Here is a 17,978-nt window from a genome sequence, read left to right on the forward strand (position 1 = left end):
GATCACGCTTGATCGGGGGAATGTCCCGCGGAATCGGGGAAGGGTGGTCACGCTCCGTGCGCGCCGGGCGTACACTCCGGCGCCGACCGCCGTCCGGCCCGCGCCCCGGCTTCCGTTCGGGCGCCGGCTACCCCTCGGGAGCCGGCTCCGGCACCGCGTGCCAGTCGTCCGCGAGCGCCGGGCCCAGCCGGTCCAGGTAGTTCAGGGTCAGGTCGCGCATCGCCTCCAGGGAGAGGTCGGCGCCCTGCCCCCACAGCTGTCCGGCCACCCGCATCACCCCGCTGAAGGAGGCCACGGCGATGCGCGGGCGCGGGTCGAGGTCCGGGTCCACGCCCTCGCGCTCGGCGATCAGCCGCGCGATGCTCTCCTCCATCTCCATCGAGCGCCGCAGGTGGGCGGCGAGGAGCGCGGGGGTGGACTCGATCATGTGGTAGGTCCGCAGGTACACCTCGACCGGGACGACCTCGGTGATCGCCTCGCCGATGGTGTCCCAGGCGGCCAGCACGGCGTTGCGCATGGCCCGCAGCGGGCTCTCGCCGGGCGGCCGCTCCTGCAGCGCCTCGTAGTAGCGCCGCTCCACCATGTGCTGCACGGCGAAGGCGACGTCCTCCTTGCTGGCGAAGTAGCGGAAGAAGGTGCGCTGCGAGACCTCGACGACCTCGGCGATCTCGTCGACCGTCGTGCGCTCGTACCCCTGGGCGAGGAACAGCTCCAGGGCGGCGCGCAGCAGGGCGTCGCGGGTGCGCTGCTTCTTGCGTTCGCGCAGGCCCGGGGTCACCGACTGCTCCACGGTCACTGAGGGGTCCTCCTCGTCGCTCTTCGCGGTCTTTGTGGGGGTTTTCGCTGCTCAGCGTACCTGTGAGCTACATGACAGTTACCGACGTGTGAATTGCTTTGTCAATTGTCAGTGGCTGTCACTAACCTCGGAGGATGACTAATCAGACCATCGTCGACAAGGCGCCGCCGGCCGGCGGATCCGAGCCGGCGCCCGCCAAGGGCCTGCGCGGACACCCCTGGCTGACCCTCTTCGCCGTGGCCATCGGCGTCATGATGGTCGCGCTCGACGGCACGATCGTCGCCATCGCCAACCCCGCCATCAAGGACGATCTGAACGCGTCCCTGTCGCAGGTGCAGTGGATCACCAACGGCTATCTGCTGGCCCTGGCTGTCTCGCTGATCACCGCGGGCAAGCTCGGCGACCGCTTCGGCCACCGCCAGACCTTCCTGATCGGCATCGTCGGCTTCGCCGCCGCCTCCGGCGCCATCGGCATATCCGGCTCCATCGGCGCGGTGATCGCCTTCCGCGTCCTGCAGGGCGTCTTCGGCGCACTGCTGATGCCCGCCGCGCTCGGCCTGCTGCGCGCCACCTTCCCGGCCGAGAAGCTGAACATGGCGATCGGCATCTGGGGCATGGTCATCGGCGCCTCCACCGCGGGCGGCCCGATCGCCGGCGGCCTGCTCGTCGAGCACGTCAACTGGCAGTCCGTGTTCTTCATCAACGTGCCGGTCGGCGTCATCGCCCTCGCCTTCGGCCTGGTGATCCTGAAGGACCACCGCGCGCGGAACGCGCCGCGCTCGTTCGACATCCCCGGCATCGTGCTGCTCTCCGGCGCGATGGCCGCCCTGGTCTTCGGCCTGATCAAGGCCGGTGAGTCCTGGGGCTGGACGGGCACGTGGACCCTGCTGTGCCTGGGCGGCGCGGTGGTGCTGTTCCTGCTCTTCGGCTTCTGGGAGACCAAGGTCAAGGAGCCGCTCATCCCGATGGGCCTGTTCCGCTCCGTGCCGCTGACGGCGGGCGTGATCCTGATGGTCCTGATGGCCTTCGCCTTCATGGGCGGCCTCTTCTTCGTGACCTTCTACCTCCAGGGCGTGCAGGGCCTGAGCCCGGTCGACAGCGGCCTGCGGCTGCTGCCGCTCACCGCGATGATGATCGTGTCCTCGCCGCTGGCGGGCGCGCTGATCACCAAGTTCGGCCCGCGCGTGCCGCTGGTCGGCGGCATGGTGTGCACCGCGGTCGCCATGTTCGGCATGACCACGCTCACCGAGACCACCTCCACCTTCGCGATGTCCCTGTGGTTCGCGCTGCTCGGCCTGGGCCTGGCCCCGGTCATGGTCGGCGCCACCGAGGTCATCGTGGGCAACGCGCCGCTGGAGCTGTCCGGCGTCGCGGGCGGCCTGCAGCAGGCGGGCATGCAGGTCGGCGGCGCGCTCGGCACGGCCGTGCTCGGCGCCGTGATGTCCTCCAAGGTCACCGCCGTCTTCGCGGACAACTGGCAGGCCGCGGGCATCCCCGTGCCGGCCGACCCGCGGCTGGAGCAGGCGGCCGAGTTCGGCGCGGTCCCGGCCGAGCTGGCCAAGACCCCCGGCATGACGCCGGAGCTGTTCGCCACGATCGGCGGCGTCATCAAGGACACCTTCATGTCCGGCATGGGCCTGGCCTTCACCGTCGCGGGGGTGGTCGCGGTCGTCGCCGCGCTGGTCGCCCTGCTGACCAAGCGCGGGGAGAACGCGGAGGCGGGCGGCGGGGCGGTCCACATCTAGGACCCGTCCAGGCGTCCACGTACAGGCGTCCACGTACAGCCGTCCACATCCGGCCGTACGAGACGCTTCGCGGCCCGCGCCCGCAGGAGCGTTTCGCCGCCCACTCCATGGGGTGAAGCACGGGGCCCGGCCTCCTTCGGGGGGCCGGGCCCCGCGCTGTGCCGCCGTCGTGCGCGGCGTCGTATACGACCCGTACGCGCGAGTGACCCCGCCCCGGCCGCCGCGAAACCCCTCATCCGGGTGGACCCCGCGGGCCCCTCTTCCCCGGCCCGCCCCGCACCCCCCACGCTCACCCCCAGGTGATCGACCACGCTCACCGCACACACCACACGGGGGTTCCCACCATGCGTACGACCACGAGCACCGTCCTGTCCCTGGCCGCCGCCCTGTCGCTCACCCTCCTCGCCCCGGGCGCCGCCGGAGCCGCCGCTCCCCGGCTCGCCACCTGCGGGCCCGGCGAGCTGTGCCTGTGGGGCAAGACCGACTTCCGGGGCGCCCGCCAGGTCCACGAGCTGGCCACCACCGACATCGAGAGCTGCGTGCCGCTGCCGCCGGGCACCACGGCCCAGTCCCTGGTCAACCGCACCGGCCGACCCGTCACCACCTACCAGTCCGCCGAGTGCGCCGAGACCGGTGAGTTCGAGACGTACCCCGGCGGCGGCACCTGGGTCCCGCAGTCCCCGTACCAGGTACGGGCGTTCAAGGTCTGGGAGTCCTAGGCGGTCCGGGCAGCCCCGGAGCGCGCCCCGTGCGCGTGCGTCCCGCCGGGTGTCAACACCCGCTGGAACAAGGGGTAATGGGCAGCGGCCACCCGGGTACCCGCACCCCATGAACGGTTACGGGAACACGACGCACTCGCGCAAGCACCCCCGTTCACGCGGCCGGATGTGGTCGCGGAGCGGGCCGGACAGCGCGACGCTCGGCATCATCGGCCTGGTCTGCGCCGTCGCGGGGTTCTTCGTCCTCGGCATCATCCTCGGCCCGGTGGCCGTCGTCTGCGGATGGCTCGCCATGGGCCGGCGCTGGGCCACCGGGCACGTCCCGTCCGTGGTGGCCGTGGTCCTGGGCGCGATCGACACGCTGCTGGCGATCATCTGGCTGGCCGGCGCCGCGTCCATGGGCAACGGACTGCTCTGAGCGCGGAAGGCCCCGAGCCGGCACCTCAGGGGCCGTGGGGCTGGGGCGGCACCGCGTGCGCCCCGGCCCCCGCGCACGCCGGAGGGGAGAGCCGGGCCACCTCGGCCCGCAGCTCGCGCACCTCGGCGGTGAGCGCCTCCAGGAGCGCCGTCTGACGGCGCTCCTCGGCGTCGTCGCGGTCGAAGCGCGCGATGAACCAGGCCGCGATGTTGGCGGTCACCACACCCAGCAGGGCGATGCCGGAGAGCATCAGGCCCACCGCGAGGACCCGCCCCAGGCCGGTGGTCGGTGCGTGGTCCCCGTACCCCACCGTCGTCATGGTGGTGAAGGACCACCAGACGGCGTCCCCGAGCGTCTTGATGTTGCCGTGCGGCGCGTCCCGCTCCACGTGCAGCACCGCCAGCGAGCCGAACATCATCAGGCCCACCACCGCACCCGCCACGTACGTGGTCAGGGTGATCTGCGGCGCCATCCGGGCCCGCCGCCCCACCAGCATCAGCGTCGCCACCACCCGCAGCAGCCGCAGCGGCTGGGCCAGCGGCAGCAGCACCGCCAGCAGGTCCAGCGGATGGCCGCGCACGAACGCCCACTTGGCGGGCGCCAGGGCGAGCCGCACCAGGTAGTCCACCGCGAAGGCCGCCCACACCGTCCACTCGACCACGGAGCAGACCCGGTGCACCCACTCCCGCGCGTCCGGCGCGACGATCGGCACGGCGTACGCGACGCCGAAGGCCAGCGCCATGCCGAGCAGCGGCCCCTGCGTCCGCGCCTCCCAGCTCCGCTGCGCCCGCCCGTGCCGCAGCTTCATCTCTCCAGCCGCGCCCTGCGCCGTCTTGCCCCACATGGTGCGCATCGTAGGGGCAGCCGACGCGAAGGGGCGGCAGGACCGTCCGGTCCTGCCGCCCCTCCCGCGTACGTACGACTGCTACGCGTCGCCGCCCGCGGCGCCCGGGTCCGCCGCCGCCACGTCGAGCAGCTGGTAGCGGTCCACGGCCTGCTTGAGCACCGAGCGGTCCACCTTGCCGTCGCGCGCCAGCTCGGTCAGCACGGCGAGCACGATCGACTGGGCGTCGATGTGGAAGAAGCGCCGGGCCGCGCCGCGCGTGTCGGCGAAGCCGAAGCCGTCCGCGCCCAGCGAGCTGTACGTGCCGGGCACCCAGCGCGAGATCTGGTCCGGCACCGAGCGCATCCAGTCCGACACCGCCACGAACGGGCCCTCGGAGCCCTGGAGCTTGCGCGTCACGTACGGCACGCGCTGCTCCTCCTCCGGGTGCAGCAGGTTGTGCCGCTCGCAGTCCACGGCCTCGCGGCGCAGCTCGTTCCACGAGGTGGCCGACCAGACGTCGGCGCGCACGTTCCACTCCTCGGCCAGGATGCGCTGGGCCTCCAGGGCCCACGGCACGGCCACGCCGGAGGCGAGGACCTGCGCCGGGATCGTCCCGGCCTCGCCCGCCTTGAAGCGGTGCACGCCCTTGAGGATGCCCTCCACGTCCGCGTCGGCGGGCTCCGCCGGGTGCTGGATGGGCTCGTTGTAGACGGTCAGGTAGTAGAAGACGTCCTCGGCGTCCGGACCGTACATCCGGCGCAGGCCGTCCTTGACGATGTGCGCGATCTCGAAGCCGAAGGCCGGGTCGTACGCGACGCAGCCCGGGTTCGTCGAGGCGAGCAGCTGGGAGTGGCCGTCCGCGTGCTGCAGGCCCTCACCGGTCAGGGTCGTGCGCCCGGCGGTCGCGCCGAGCACGAAACCGCGCGCCAGCTGGTCGGCCATCTGCCAGAACTGGTCACCGGTGCGCTGGAAACCGAACATCGAGTAGAAGACGTACACCGGGATCAGCGGCTCGCCGTGGGTGGCGTACGCCGAGCCCGCCGCGATCAGCGACGCCGTGCAGCCCGCCTCGGAGATGCCGTCGTGCAGCATCTGGCCGGTGGGGGACTCCTTGTACGCCAGCAGCAGCTCGCGGTCCACGGCCTCGTACTGCTGGCCCAGCGGGTTGTAGATCTTGGCGCTCGGGAAGAACGAGTCCATGCCGAAGGTGCGGTACTCGTCCGGCGCGATCAGCACGAACCGCTTGCCGATCTCCTTGTCCCGCATCAGGTCCTTGAGCAGCCGCACGAACGCCATGGTGGTGGCGATCGACTGCTGGCCCGAGCCCTTGCGGACCGCCGCGTAGGTCTTCTCCTCCGGCAGCTGCAGCGGCTTCGCGCGCACCACGCGCGTCGGGACGTACCCGCCGAGCGCCTTGCGGCGGTCGTGCATGTACTGGATCTCCTCGGAGTCCCGTCCCGGGTGGTAGTACGGCGGCAGGCCGTCCTCCAGCTCCTTGTCCGTGACCGGGATGTGCAGCCGGTCGCGGAAGCGCTTGAGGTCGTCGACCGTCAGCTTCTTCATCTGGTGCGTGGCGTTGCGGCCCTCGAAGTTCGGCCCCAGCGTCCAGCCCTTGACGGTCTGGGCCAGGATCACGGTCGGCTGGCCCGCGTGGGCCTTGGCCGCCGCGAACGCCGCGAAGATCTTCTTGTGGTCGTGGCCGCCGCGGCCCAGGTGCAGCAGCTGCTGGTCGCTCATCGACTCGGCCATCGCGCGCAGCCGGTGGTCGTCGCCGAAGAAGTGCTCGCGGATGTAGTCGCCGGTCTCCGTGGCGTACGTCTGGAACTGGCCGTCGGGCGTCGTGTTCATCTTGTTGACGAGCACGCCGTCGCGGTCCTGCGCCAGCAGCGGGTCCCAGCTGCGGTCCCAGATCAGCTTGATGACGTTCCAGCCGGCGCCGCGGAACTGCGACTCCAGCTCCTGGATGATCTTGCCGTTGCCGCGCACCGGGCCGTCCAGGCGCTGCAGGTTGCAGTTCACCACGAAGGTCAGGTTGTCCAGGCCCTCGCGAGCGGCGATGGACAGCTGGCCGAGCGACTCCGGCTCGTCCATCTCGCCGTCGCCGAGGAACGCCCAGACGTGGGACTTGGAGGTGTCCGCGATGCCGCGCGCCTCCATGTACCGGTTCATCCGCGCCTGGTAGATCGCGCCGAGGGGGCCCAGGCCCATGGAGACCGTGGGGAACTCCCAGAAGTCCGGCATCAGGCGCGGGTGCGGGTAGGACGACAGGCCGTCGGGGAACTTCGACTTCTCCTGGCGGAACGCGTCCAGCTGCTTCTCGCTCAGCCGGTCCAGCAGGAAGGCGCGCGCGTAGATGCCGGGGGAGGCGTGGCCCTGGAAGAAGATCTGGTCGCCGCCGTCGCCGCCGTCCTTGCCCCGGAAGAAGTGGTTGAAGCCCACGTCGTAGAGCGAGGCGGAGGAGGCGAAGGTCGCGATGTGGCCGCCGACGCCGATCCCGGGACGCTGCGCGCGGGACACCATCACCGCGGCGTTCCACCGGGTCGCGTTCAGGACCTTGCGCTCGATCTCCTCGTTGCCCGGGAAGAACGGCTCGTCCTTGGTCGCGATCGTGTTGACGTAGTCCGTGCTGCGCATCTCCGGCACGGCCACGCGCTTCTCACGGGCCCGCTCGATCAGGCGGAGCATCAGGTAGCGCGCCCGCTCGCGTCCGCGCTCGTCGATGGCCGCGTCCAGGGAGTCGAGCCACTCCCGGGTCTCCTCGGGGTCGAAATCCGGGACCTGGCTGGGAAGGCCGCCAATGATGATCGGGTTGCGATCGGATGCGGAAGCCACGCTGTTCCTTCGCTGTTCGGTCGAGCCCTACGGGATTTCCATCGTGTACCCCGCGGGCGCGCACGTCATCTCTACCGAGGAGTAACCCCCACTCTCCCCGCTGGGCTCCCGGTTCGGTCAAATCGCAACCTTACGCCCAAGCCGTCCAGGTGTTTGCCCGAGCGGGGTCCCCCTCGATCGGCGTACCGTCGGGAAGGAACACCGCAAAGGCCGTCAAAAGGTGTGGCGTGCGTCACGAGGCCCGTGAACGGGGGCGTCTGGACTTGCGGGGAGACTGCCGCATCCGTCACCGTTTCGGCGGTCTGGACCGCCGGGTACTTGCGCGATACGCCGCGCCCGTGTGGACTACGGCCAACAGCCGCGCGCAGACGCGTGGCCCCCAGCATTTCCCGAAACGAGCAGGAGGCAAGCCGTGAGCGCGACCGCGGACCACGCGGAGGAGCGGACCAACCCGGCAGCACGGTTGGGATTCGAGCCCGGACAGGTGGTCCAGGAGATCGGCTACGACGACGACGTCGACCACGACCTCCGTGAAGGCATCGAGGCCCTCATCGGCCAGGAACTCGTCGACGAGGACTACGACGACGTCGCCGACGTCGTGCTGCTGTGGTTCCGCGACGAGGACGGCGACCTGACGGACGCCCTGGTGGACGCCATCGGCTTCCTCGAGGACAACGGCCAGATCTGGCTGCTGACGCCGAAGACCGGCCGGGACGGATACATCGAGCCGAGCGACATCAACGACGCGTCGCAGACCGCGGGCCTGACGCAGAGCAAGAGCATCAGCGTCGCCAAGGACTGGGTGGGCACCCGTCTCGCCTCGCCCAAGCGCTGACCCCGCACCACCAGGAGGGCCTCGCCGGCACGCGCCGGCGGGGCCCTTTGCGTAGGCTGGGCGTCACCGCGACGGCCCAGTGGAGGGCCGGGTGGAGGGAAAGGCGCGTCATGGCGATCGAGGTGGGCAGCGAGGCCCCCGGCTTCGAGCTCAAGGACAACCACGGCCGCACGGTGCGCCTGGGCGACCTGCGCGGCGAGAAGAACGTGGTCCTGGTCTTCTACCCGTTCGCCTTCACCGGGGTGTGCACCGGCGAGCTGCGCGCCCTCCAGGAGAACCTGGACCGCCTCGGCGACGACACCGAGGTGCTCGCGGTCTCCAACGACTCCATCCACACCCTGCGCGTCTACGGCGAGCAGGAGGGCCTGGAGTACCCGCTGCTCTCGGACTTCTGGCCGCACGGGGCCGCCTCGCGCGCCTACGGCGTCCTGGACGAGGACAAGGGCTGCGCGGTGCGCGGCACCTTCGTGATCGACAAGGCGGGTACGGTGCGCTGGAGCGTGGTCAACGCGCTGCCGGACGCCCGTGACCTGGAGGACTACGTCAAGGCGCTCGACGCCCTGTGATCGTTCGCACGAACTGTCTGTTTGCGACGGGAACCCGTCACTAGGATCCACACGTTGATCCGATGCCAACGCACGACGGGGGCGCTGCCCCTGGAAACCAATGGAGGGACTCGTGGGAGTCAGCCTCAGCAAGGGCGGCAACGTCTCGCTGACCAAGGCCGCGCCCAACCTGACCGCGGTCACCGTGGGTCTGGGCTGGGACGTCCGCACCACCACCGGCACCGACTTCGACCTCGACGCCAGCGCTCTGCTGACGAACGCCGAGGGCAAGGTCGCCGGTGACGGCAACTTCGTGTTCTTCAACAACCTGAAGAGCACCGACGGCTCGGTCGAGCACACCGGCGACAACACCACCGGTGAGGGCGACGGTGACGACGAGCAGATCAAGGTCAACCTGGCCACGGTCCCGGCGGACGTCGAGAAGATCGTCTTCCCGGTCTCGATCTACGACGCCGAGAACCGCCAGCAGTCGTTCGGCCAGGTGCGCAACGCGTTCATCCGCGTCATCAACCAGGCCAACGACGAGGAGCTCGCCCGGTACGACCTGAGCGAGGACGCCTCCACCGAGACCGCCATGGTCTTCGGCGAGCTGTACCGCAACGGCGCCGAGTGGAAGTTCCGCGCCATCGGCCAGGGCTACGCCTCGGGCCTGCGCGGCATCGCGCAGGACTTCGGCGTCAACGTCTGAGCCGACCCGCGCTCCGTCCGGCGCCGCACCTTCCGGGTGCGGCGCCGGACGTGCCTGTTCCCGAGGGCGGGGACGTGCCTGTTCCCGCGTCCGGCGGGGAAGTGTGAGGGGCAGCGGCACCACCGGACACACGTACCTGAAGCACCGACCGGGGAGGATCCATCGTCATGGGCGTCACGCTCGCCAAGGGAGGCAACGTCTCCCTCTCCAAGGCCGCACCCAACCTGACCCAGGTGCTGGTCGGGCTCGGCTGGGACGCGCGCTCCACCACCGGAGCGCCCTTCGACCTCGACGCCAGCGCGCTGCTGTGCCAGAACGGCCGGGTGCTGGGCGACGAGTGGTTCGTGTTCTACAACAACCTGAAGAGCCCCGACGGCTCCGTCGAACACACGGGGGACAACCTCACCGGTGAGGGCGAGGGCGACGACGAGTCGCTGATCGTCGACCTCAACCGGGTCCCGGCCACCGTCGACAAGATCGTCTTCCCGGTCTCGATCCACGAGGCGGACAACCGGGGCCAGACGTTCGGCCAGGTCAGCAACGCCTTCATCCGCGTGGTGAACCAGGCCGACGGCCAGGAACTGGCGCGCTACGACCTCAGCGAGGACGCTTCCACGGAGACCGCGATGATCTTCGGGGAGCTGTACAGGTACGGCGGAGAATGGAAGTTCCGAGCGGTCGGGCAGGGGTACGCGTCGGGGCTGCGCGGCATCGCTCTAGACTTCGGGGTCAACGTTTCGTAAAGCCGTGCGCGGCACGGGGGAGACCCGTACAGACACGATGGGGTAGCCAGTGCTTCTGAAAACCTTCGGGTGGTCGTTCGCCATCACGGCGGTCGGCCTTGCATTCGCCGCATGGCAGTGGGGGTGGGAGGCGTTCGGGATCGTCCTGATCCTGTCGATCCTCGAGATCTCGCTGTCCTTCGACAACGCGGTCGTCAACGCCGGCATCCTCAAGAAGATGAATGCCTTCTGGCAGAAGATCTTCCTGACCGTCGGCATCCTGATCGCCGTGTTCGGCATGCGGCTGGTCTTCCCCGTCGTGATCGTGGCCATCAGCGCCAAGGTCGGGCCGATCGACGCGGTCCAGCTCGCCCTGGACCACCCCGACCAGTACAAGGACCTGGTCACGGACGCCCACCCGGCGATCGCCGCCTTCGGTGGCATGTTCCTCCTGATGATCTTCCTCGACTTCATCTTCGAGGACCGCGACATCCAGTGGCTGCGCTGGATCGAGCGGCCGCTGGCCAAGCTCGGCAAGGTGGACATGCTGTCCGTCTGCATCGCGCTGATCGCCCTGCTGGTCGCCTCGATCACCGTCGCCACCCACGCGCACACCAGCGCGGGCCACGCCGACAAGTCCGCGACCGTGCTGCTGTCCGGCATCGCCGGCCTCATCACGTACCTGATCGTCGGCGGCCTCTCCGGCTACTTCGAGGACAAGCTCGAGGAAGAGGAGGAGCGCGAGGCCGAGGAGGAGGAGAAGGCCAAGCGGGAGGGCAAGCAGGTCTCGGCCATCGGCCTGGCCGGCAAGGCCGCCTTCTTCCTGTTCCTGTACCTGGAGGTGCTCGACGCCTCGTTCTCCTTCGACGGCGTGATCGGCGCCTTCGCCGTCACCAACCAGATCTTCTGGATGGCCCTCGGCCTGGGCATCGGCGCCATGTACGTCCGTTCGCTCACCGTGTACCTGGTCCGCCAGGGCACCCTGGACGACTACGTCTACCTGGAGCACGGCGCGCACTACGCGATCGGCGCGCTCGCCGTGATCCTGATGGTCACCATCCAGTACGAGATCAACGAGGTGATCACCGGCCTGGTCGGCGTGGTGCTCATCGCCGCGTCCTTCTGGTCCTCCGTGCGCCGCAACAAGGCGCTGGAGGCGGCGGAGGGAAAAGCTGAGTCCTCGGGCGAGAAGCTCTCGTCCGGGGTCTGAGGCCCGCGCGTCCGCGGGGGTGTGACACCCCCGCGGACGAGGAACGCTTCCTGACGGGGCGGCCGGTGCGTCCGGCCGCCCCGTCGGCCTGAGCGCACGTGGACACACTGGGGGTGGGGACCATGGCTTTCTGGGACAACCTGCGGCAGGGGCGCGCCGCGCAGTTCGACTCCGGCAACGCCGCGACGAACACCATCGAGCTGACCCGGCGCCGCCCGTCGGTCTCGCTCAGCCAGCAGGGCGCGGGCACCGGCAACCTGCGGGTCAACCTGTCCTGGCGGATGCGCTCCTCCGACATAGAGGGCCGCTCCAAACAGGGCGGGCTGCTGCGCCACCCCTTCAAGTTCTTCCAGCCCGACGTGGTGCAGGCGCACACCCAGGGCGTCGTCAACGTCGACCTGGACCTGGGCTGCCTGTACGAGATGACGGACGGCAGCAAGGGCGTGGTCCAGCCGCTGGGCAGCCTCTTCGGCAGCCTCAACCAGCCGCCGTACGTCAAGCTCAGCGGCGACGACCGGTTCGGCGCGCCCTCCGGCGAGACCCTGTTCGTGAACCTGGACCACCGCGACGACATCAAGCGGCTGCTGTTCTTCGTGTACATCTACGACCAGACCCCGGCCTTCGACCGCACGCACGCCAAGGTCACGCTCTACCCGAACAACGGCCCCCGGGTCGAGATCGAACTCGACGAGCGCGCCCCGCAGGCCCGCTCCTGCGCCGTGTTCTCCGTCGACAACTCCAAGGGCGAGCTGGTGGTGCGCCGGGAGGTGAAGTTCGTCTACGGGTTCCAGGCCGAGCTGGACCGCCTCTACGGCTGGGGCCTGCAGTGGGGCCGCGGCTACAAGACCAAGATCTGACGTGCCCGGCCGCGCACGGCCGGGTCGGCGTCCGGGAGCGTTCGCGGGAACGTCCCCGGGAGCGTCTGCGCAGGAGCCGGCGGAAGGCCCCGCGGAAGGCCCCGGGGGAACGTCCTCAGGGGCATCCTCAGGGGCGTACGAACTGCGGGCCCATCGGCGGCAGCCGGAAGTTCGGGTCGGGTGCCGGGGCCGCCGCCGCGGCCGGCTGAGGGTAGCCGTACCCGGGCCGCCCCTGCGGCGCCTGCTGCGGGTAGCCGTACCCGGAGTGCCCCGCGCCCGAGGAGGGCTGGGGATAGCCGTACGAGGCCGGGGCGGGCGGCTGCGCGGGCATCGGCGGCACCCCCGCGCCGGCGGGCTGGTGCCCCGTGGGCTGCGCCTGCGGCCCCGGCTGCGTCGCGTCCGCGTCGCCGTCGGCGGCCGACTCGTCCACCGAGATGCCGAACGCGGTGGCGAGGCCGACGAGGCCGGTCGGATAGCCCTGGCCGACCGCCCGGAACTTCCACCCCTCGCCGCGCCGGTACAGCTCGCCGCAGATGATCGCGGTCTCCTCGCCGGTCTCCGCCGTCACGTCGAAGACCGCGAGCGGCTCGGACCCGGCCGACCCGGCGTCGTACAGCAGGATCCGCAGGTCCTGGACCCGGCGGAAGGTGTCGCCGTCCGAGGACGCCGCGAGCACCACCTGGTCCACCGAGGGGTCGAGGGCCGACAGGTCCGCCTCGACGGTGTCGGTGAGGCCCTCGGTGACGCGCTTCTTGGGCAGCCGGCGCACCAGCCCCGAGGGGTGGCGCGGCTGGTTGTAGAAGACGAAGTCCTCGTCCGAGCGCACCCGCCCGTCGGCGCCCAGCAGCAGCGCGGAGGCGTCCACGTCCGGCACCCCGGGGCCGGGGGTCCAGCGCAGCACGGCCCGTACGGCCGCCGCGTCGAGCGGCACGTTGGAGCCCTTGAGCATGGCGTGCGTCATGAACGTCATCCTGCCTCGCGGGCCCGGCCCCGGACAACGCGGGGTGCGGCACTCCGGATGACGGGTCCGCCCCGAGGACGCGGGGCGTGGGACTCGACAGCCGGGTTACCTGGATTTCATGCTCTTGGGGAACTCTTGACACCTCTCTCTACGTACTATTACCGGCCACATGTCGACACGGCCCAGCAGTCAGTTCGGGGGATTTGAATGCGTCATTTCGGGCACATCCCGGCTGCGGCCCGCGCCGGGCTCTTCCACCGCGAGCCGGCCGAGTTCACCGCGGATTCCCCCGCGGACGTCCTCGCGGCCGCCCTCGGGGCCACCCTGTACAGCCCGGCCACCCGCCCCGGGCTCGCCGACGACGTCCTCAAGCAGGCCGCCCGCGGCGTGGTCTCCATGGTCCTCTGCCTGGAGGATTCCATCGACGACGCCGAGGTCGAGGGCGCCGAGGAGAACCTGGTCCGCCAGTTCGCCGACCTCGCCGCGCGCGGCCGCGAGGTTCCCCTGCTGTTCATCCGGGTGCGGTACCCCGGACAGATCACGGACCTGGTCCGGCGCTTGGCTGACAGCGTGCGGCTGCTGTCCGGATTCGTACTGCCCAAGTTCACCGAGGAGCGCGGCGTCCCCTTCCTGGAGGCCCTCGCCGCGGCCGAGGCCGCCGTCGGGCGCCGGCTGTTCGCCATGCCCGTCCTGGAGTCCCCGGAGCTGCTCCACCTCCAGACCCGCCCCAGCACGCTCGCCGGCATCGCCGACGCCGTCGAGAAGTACCGCGACCGCGTCCTGGCGCTGCGCCTGGGCGTCACCGACTTCTGCTCCGCCTACGGGCTGCGCAGATCCTCCGACATGACCGCCTACGACGTCCAGATCGTCGCCTCCGTCATCGGCGACGTCGTCAACGTCCTGGGCCGCTCCGACGGCACCGGCTTCACCATCACCGGGCCCGTCTGGGAGTACTTCCGCCTCCAGGAGCGCATGTTCAAGCCCCAGCTGCGCCGCAGCCCCTTCATGGAGCTGCGCGCCGACGAACTGCGCACCGCCCTGATCGAGCACGACCTGGACGGGCTGCTGCGCGAGATCGAGCTGGACCGGGCCAACGGCCTGACCGGCAAGACCTGCATCCACCCGTCGCACGTGCTGCCCGTGCACGCGCTGTCCGTGGTCAGCCACGAGGAGTACAGCGACGCCCGGGACATCCTGCGGCCGGAGCGGGGCGGCGGAGGCGTCCTGCGCTCCGCGTACACCAACAAGATGAACGAGGTGAAGCCGCACCGCGCCTGGGCCGAGCGGACCCTGCGCCGCGCCGAGGTCTTCGGCGTCGCGCGCGAGGACGTGGGCTTCGTGGAGCTGCTCACCGCGGGCCTGGCCGGCTGAGCCGGCCGCACGAGCGGCGCGCACGCGCCGCGACGACGAGGACGACGAGGAAGAAGAGGCACGACGTGGAGTGGACGGGAACGTGGGTCGCCGAGCGACTGGGCGTGGAACTGGTCGGTGACGGCGGACTGCGCGACCTCCTGGGCCTCGCCCTGCGCCGCAACCCCAAGCGCGCGCACCTGCTGGTCTCCAACGTGCTCGGCAAGCACGTCCCGCAGCGGCCCTCGACGGTCCGGCGCGCCGGGTACGACCTGGGCGTGCGGGTGCGCGCCCTGCTCGGCGAGGACGAGAGCGCCCGCGCCGTCGTGCTGGGGTACGCGGAGACCGCCACCGGCCTCGGCCACAGCGTCGCCGACGGCCTCGGCATCGCGCCCTACCTGCACTCCACCCGCCGCCCGGTGCCCGGCGTCGCCACGGCCGGCGGCTTCGAGGAGTCCCACTCGCACGCCACCTCGCACCTGCTGCTGCCCGAGGACCCCGCGCTGTTCGCGGGCGACGGACCGCTGGTCCTGGTCGACGACGAGTTCTCCACCGGCAACACCGTGCTCAACACCGTGCGCGCGCTGCACGAGCGCCATCCGCGCGGACGGTACGTGATCGTCGCCCTGGTCGACATGCGCGCGCCCGCCGACCGGGACCGGCTGACCGCGTTCGCCCGCGAGATCGGCGCCCGCGTCGACCTCGTCGCCGCCGCGCACGGCACGGTCGCGCTCCCCGACGGCGTCCTGGAGCGCGGCCGGGCCCTGGTCGAGCGGTACGACACCCCGGTGCCCCGCCCCCGCGCCCCGCGCGGCGCCGTGGTCAGGGCCCGGCTCGACTGGCCCGCGGGCGTCCCCGACGGCGGCCGGCACGGCTTCGCCCCCGCCCACCGCGAGCGCCTGGAGGCCGCGCTGCCGGGCCTGGCCGAGCAGCTCGCCGCCGAGCTCCCGGCCGCCGGACGGATCCTGGTCCTGGGCAACGAGGAGCTGATGTACGCCCCGCTGCGGCTGGCCACCGCCCTGGAGGAGGCCGGCCACGACGTCGCGTACTCCACCACCACCCGCTCCCCGGTCCTCGCCGTCGACGACCCCGGCTACGCGATACGCACCCGGCTGGTCTTCCCGGCCCACGACCGCCCGGCCGACGGCCCCGGCGACCGGTACGCCTACAACGTCGCGGGCGCCGGCTTCGACGCGGTCCTCGCCGTCGTCGACTCGGCCGGAGACACCCCCGAGCTGCACGCCCCGGACGGCCTGCTCGCCGCGCTGGCGGCGCAGGTGCCGCGGGTGGTGCTCGCGGTGGTGCCGTCGTACGTCCCTCAGGCCGAGCCCGCCGAGCCCGCCGGGCGCACCACGCCTGCCACTGGGCTTGCCACCTCCGCCCCCGCCGGGCGCGCTACTGCTTCCGGGCCCACCACCTCGTTGGCGCCCACTGCCTCCTCCGGGCCCCTCGCCTCCTCCGCGCCCCGCGCCTCAGCTGCCGCCTCCGCATCCGATGAAAGGGCCCCCATGCTGCCCGAGCCCCTGCGCGGACCCGCGTTCTCCTCGTACGCGCCCGAGGAGGTCGGCTGGCTGCTCCAGGACCTCTCGGACGTCGAACTCGAGGCCCCGACCGAGGAGCGCGAGGAGGCCATCCAGAGCGGCGGCGCGCACTACGCCGAGTCGCTGCCGGTGGAGTACCAGCCCAGCGCGCAGTACCAGGAGCTCTTCCGGGCCGCCCTGGACACCTCGGCGGCCCGGATCGCGCGCGCCGTGGGGACCGTCACCGAGACCGTCCTCGCCGAGCGCTCCCCGCGCCCGGTCCTGGTCTCGCTGGCCCGCGCGGGCACGCCCGTCGGCGTGCTGATGCGCCGCTGGGCCCAGCGGCGCCACGGCCTGGACCTGCCGCACTACGCGGTGTCCATCGTGCGCGGCCGGGGCATCGACGCCAACGCGCTGCGCTGGCTGCGCGACCACCACGACCCGGCCGACGTGGTCTTCGTGGACGGCTGGACCGGCAAGGGCGCCATCACCCGCGAACTGGCCGCCGCACTCGCGGAGTTCGAGGGCTTCGACCCGGAGATCGCGGTGCTCGCCGACCCCGGCTCCTGCGTGCGCACCTACGGCACCCGGGAGGACTTCCTCATCCCGTCCGCCTGCCTCAACTCCACCGTCTCCGGCCTGATCTCGCGCACTGTGCTCCGCGCCGACCTGGTCGGGGCGGACGACTTCCACGGCGCCAAGTTCTACCGGGAGCTGTCCGGCGCGGACGTCTCCGTGGAGTTCCTCGACGCGGTGTCGGCGCACTTCGACGCGGTCGCGGACGCGGTGGACGCCGAGGTCAAGGAGCTGCTGGGCGCCGACCGGACGCCCAGCTGGGAGGGCTGGGCCGCGGTGGAGCGGATCAGCGAGGAGTACGGCATCCACGACGTCAACCTGGTCAAGCCGGGCGTCGGCGAGACGACGCGCGTCCTGCTGCGCCGGGTGCCCTGGAAGATCCTGTCCCGGCGCGGCGCGGGCGCCGACCTCGACCACGTGCGGCTGCTGGCCGCGCAGCGCGGGGTGCCCGTCGAGGAGGTCGACGAACTCCCGTACACCTGCGTGGGGTTGATCCACCCGAAGTACACCCGCGGCGCCACCGGCGCCGACGGCCGGGCGGTGGAGACCCCGTGAGCGTGCTCGTCGCCAGCGACCTGGACCGTACGCTGATCTACTCCACGGCCGCGCTCGCGCTGGCCGGCCCCGACGCGGAGGCGCCACGGCTGCTGAGCGTGGAGGTGTACGACAGCAAGCCGCTCTCCTTCATGACCGAGGCGGCGGCCGGCCTCCTCGAGGAGCTGGCCCGGGCGGCCGTCTTCGTCCCCACGACCACCCGCACGATCGCCCAGTACGAGCGCATCCAACTCCCGTGCCCCACGCCGAGGTTCGCGATCTGCGCCAACGGCGGCCAGCTCCTGGTCGACGGCGAACCGGACCCGTCCTGGCGGCGCGCGGTGGACGCCCGCCTCGCGGACGAGTGCGCCTCGCTCGCGGAGGTCCGCGAGCAACTGGTCAAGCGGGCGGACCCGCTGTGGCTGCTGAAGGAGCGGGTGGCGGAGGACCTGTTCGCGTACCTGGTCGTGGACCGGGAGGCGCTGCCGTCTGACTGGGTGGCGGAGTTCGCGGCCTGGGCGGGACCGCGCGGCTGGCAGGTCTCGCTCCAGGGCCGCAAGATCTACGCCGTGCCGGTACCGCTCACCAAGAGCGCCGCGATGCGCGAGGTGGCCCGCCGCACGGACGCCGAACTCACGCTGGCCGCGGGGGACTCGCTCCTGGACGCGGACCTGCTGCTGGCCGCCGACCGGGCCTGGCGCCCGGGCCACGGCGAACTGGCGGACACCGACTGGCGCGCCCCGCACGTGGAGGTACTGGCCGAGCGCGGAGTGGCAGCGGGCGAGGAAATCCTCCGCGGCTTCCTGGGAGCCTGCACCTGAGG

Annotated in this window: 16 protein-coding genes; 12 read left to right on the plus strand and 4 right to left on the minus strand. The window is 71.5% G+C overall.

What is annotated here, in order from left to right; genetic code table 11:
* Positions 1-127: 127 nt before the first annotated feature.
* Positions 128-796 carry a TetR/AcrR family transcriptional regulator gene (locus tag ABT160_RS01165; protein ID WP_351641922.1) on the minus strand — a complete coding sequence of 223 codons (669 nt, stop codon included), beginning with the start codon at positions 794-796 and terminating at the stop codon, positions 128-130.
* A 134-nt stretch (positions 797-930) separates the two neighbouring features.
* Here ABT160_RS01165 and ABT160_RS01170 point away from each other — a divergent pair, with 134 nt between their 5' ends.
* The 3 genes from ABT160_RS01170 (at position 931) to ABT160_RS01180 (ending at position 3,678) form a co-directional block, all read left to right on the plus strand.
* Positions 931-2,541: an MFS transporter gene (locus ABT160_RS01170; RefSeq protein WP_351641925.1), complete on the plus strand. Its 1,611-nt coding sequence runs from the start codon at positions 931-933 to the stop codon at positions 2,539-2,541.
* Between the two features lie 344 nt (positions 2,542-2,885).
* Complete coding sequence (locus tag ABT160_RS01175) at positions 2,886-3,260, plus strand: peptidase inhibitor family I36 protein (RefSeq protein WP_351641926.1); 375 nt, start codon at positions 2,886-2,888, stop codon at positions 3,258-3,260.
* Positions 3,261-3,369: 109 nt separating this feature from the next.
* On the plus strand, positions 3,370-3,678 hold the full coding sequence (locus tag ABT160_RS01180; protein ID WP_351641928.1) for a small hydrophobic protein: 309 nt from the start codon (positions 3,370-3,372) through the stop codon (positions 3,676-3,678).
* A 25-nt stretch (positions 3,679-3,703) separates the two neighbouring features.
* Here ABT160_RS01180 and ABT160_RS01185 read toward each other — a convergent pair whose 3' ends face one another.
* Entirely contained in the window at positions 3,704-4,486 is a 783-nt protein-coding gene (locus ABT160_RS01185) for a potassium channel family protein (protein WP_351642223.1), read from the minus strand.
* 117 nt (positions 4,487-4,603) lie between these two features.
* Positions 4,604-7,336 carry a pyruvate dehydrogenase (acetyl-transferring), homodimeric type gene (gene aceE, locus ABT160_RS01190; protein ID WP_351641930.1) on the minus strand — a complete coding sequence of 911 codons (2,733 nt, stop codon included), beginning with the start codon at positions 7,334-7,336 and terminating at the stop codon, positions 4,604-4,606.
* Between the two features lie 412 nt (positions 7,337-7,748).
* On the opposite strand from aceE, the gene ABT160_RS01195 reads away from it, so the two are divergent.
* The 6 genes from ABT160_RS01195 (at position 7,749) to ABT160_RS01220 (ending at position 12,214) form a co-directional block, all read left to right on the plus strand.
* Complete coding sequence (locus ABT160_RS01195) at positions 7,749-8,171, plus strand: DUF3052 domain-containing protein (protein WP_351641932.1); 423 nt, start codon at positions 7,749-7,751, stop codon at positions 8,169-8,171.
* Between the two features lie 110 nt (positions 8,172-8,281).
* Positions 8,282-8,737 (plus strand): peroxiredoxin, encoded by a 456-nt coding sequence (locus ABT160_RS01200; RefSeq protein ID WP_351641933.1) that lies wholly within the window; start codon positions 8,282-8,284, stop codon positions 8,735-8,737.
* A gap of 112 nt (positions 8,738-8,849) precedes the next feature.
* Entirely contained in the window at positions 8,850-9,425 is a 576-nt protein-coding gene (locus ABT160_RS01205; RefSeq protein ID WP_351641936.1) for a TerD family protein, read from the plus strand.
* Between the two features lie 167 nt (positions 9,426-9,592).
* Positions 9,593-10,168 carry a TerD family protein gene (locus ABT160_RS01210; protein ID WP_351641937.1) on the plus strand — a complete coding sequence of 192 codons (576 nt, stop codon included), beginning with the start codon at positions 9,593-9,595 and terminating at the stop codon, positions 10,166-10,168.
* Between the two features lie 49 nt (positions 10,169-10,217).
* Positions 10,218-11,357, plus strand: a complete 1,140-nt coding sequence (locus ABT160_RS01215; protein ID WP_351641939.1) for a DUF475 domain-containing protein — start codon at positions 10,218-10,220, stop codon at positions 11,355-11,357.
* Positions 11,358-11,479: 122 nt separating this feature from the next.
* Complete coding sequence (locus ABT160_RS01220; RefSeq protein ID WP_351641942.1) at positions 11,480-12,214, plus strand: TerD family protein; 735 nt, start codon at positions 11,480-11,482, stop codon at positions 12,212-12,214.
* Between the two features lie 127 nt (positions 12,215-12,341).
* On the opposite strand, the gene ABT160_RS01225 is transcribed toward ABT160_RS01220, so the two are convergent.
* Entirely contained in the window at positions 12,342-13,175 is an 834-nt protein-coding gene (locus tag ABT160_RS01225) for a TerD family protein (protein ID WP_351641944.1), read from the minus strand.
* A 207-nt stretch (positions 13,176-13,382) separates the two neighbouring features.
* On the opposite strand from ABT160_RS01225, the gene ABT160_RS01230 reads away from it, so the two are divergent.
* The 3 genes from ABT160_RS01230 (at position 13,383) to ABT160_RS01240 (ending at position 17,976) form a co-directional block, all read left to right on the plus strand.
* On the plus strand, positions 13,383-14,546 hold the full coding sequence (locus tag ABT160_RS01230; protein WP_351641946.1) for an HpcH/HpaI aldolase/citrate lyase family protein: 1,164 nt from the start codon (positions 13,383-13,385) through the stop codon (positions 14,544-14,546).
* 65 nt (positions 14,547-14,611) lie between these two features.
* Positions 14,612-17,176 carry a phosphoribosyltransferase gene (locus tag ABT160_RS01235; RefSeq protein ID WP_351641948.1) on the plus strand — a complete coding sequence of 855 codons (2,565 nt, stop codon included), beginning with the start codon at positions 14,612-14,614 and terminating at the stop codon, positions 17,174-17,176.
* Positions 17,173-17,976 (plus strand): HAD family hydrolase, encoded by an 804-nt coding sequence (locus ABT160_RS01240; RefSeq protein WP_351641950.1) that lies wholly within the window; start codon positions 17,173-17,175, stop codon positions 17,974-17,976. The genes ABT160_RS01235 and ABT160_RS01240 overlap by 4 nt, the downstream gene beginning before the upstream one ends.
* Positions 17,977-17,978: the final 2 nt, after the last annotated feature.

Origin of the sequence: Streptomyces sp. NPDC001941 (assembly GCF_040296945.1) — a bacterium.
Lineage (GTDB): Bacteria > Actinomycetota > Actinomycetes > Streptomycetales > Streptomycetaceae > Streptomyces.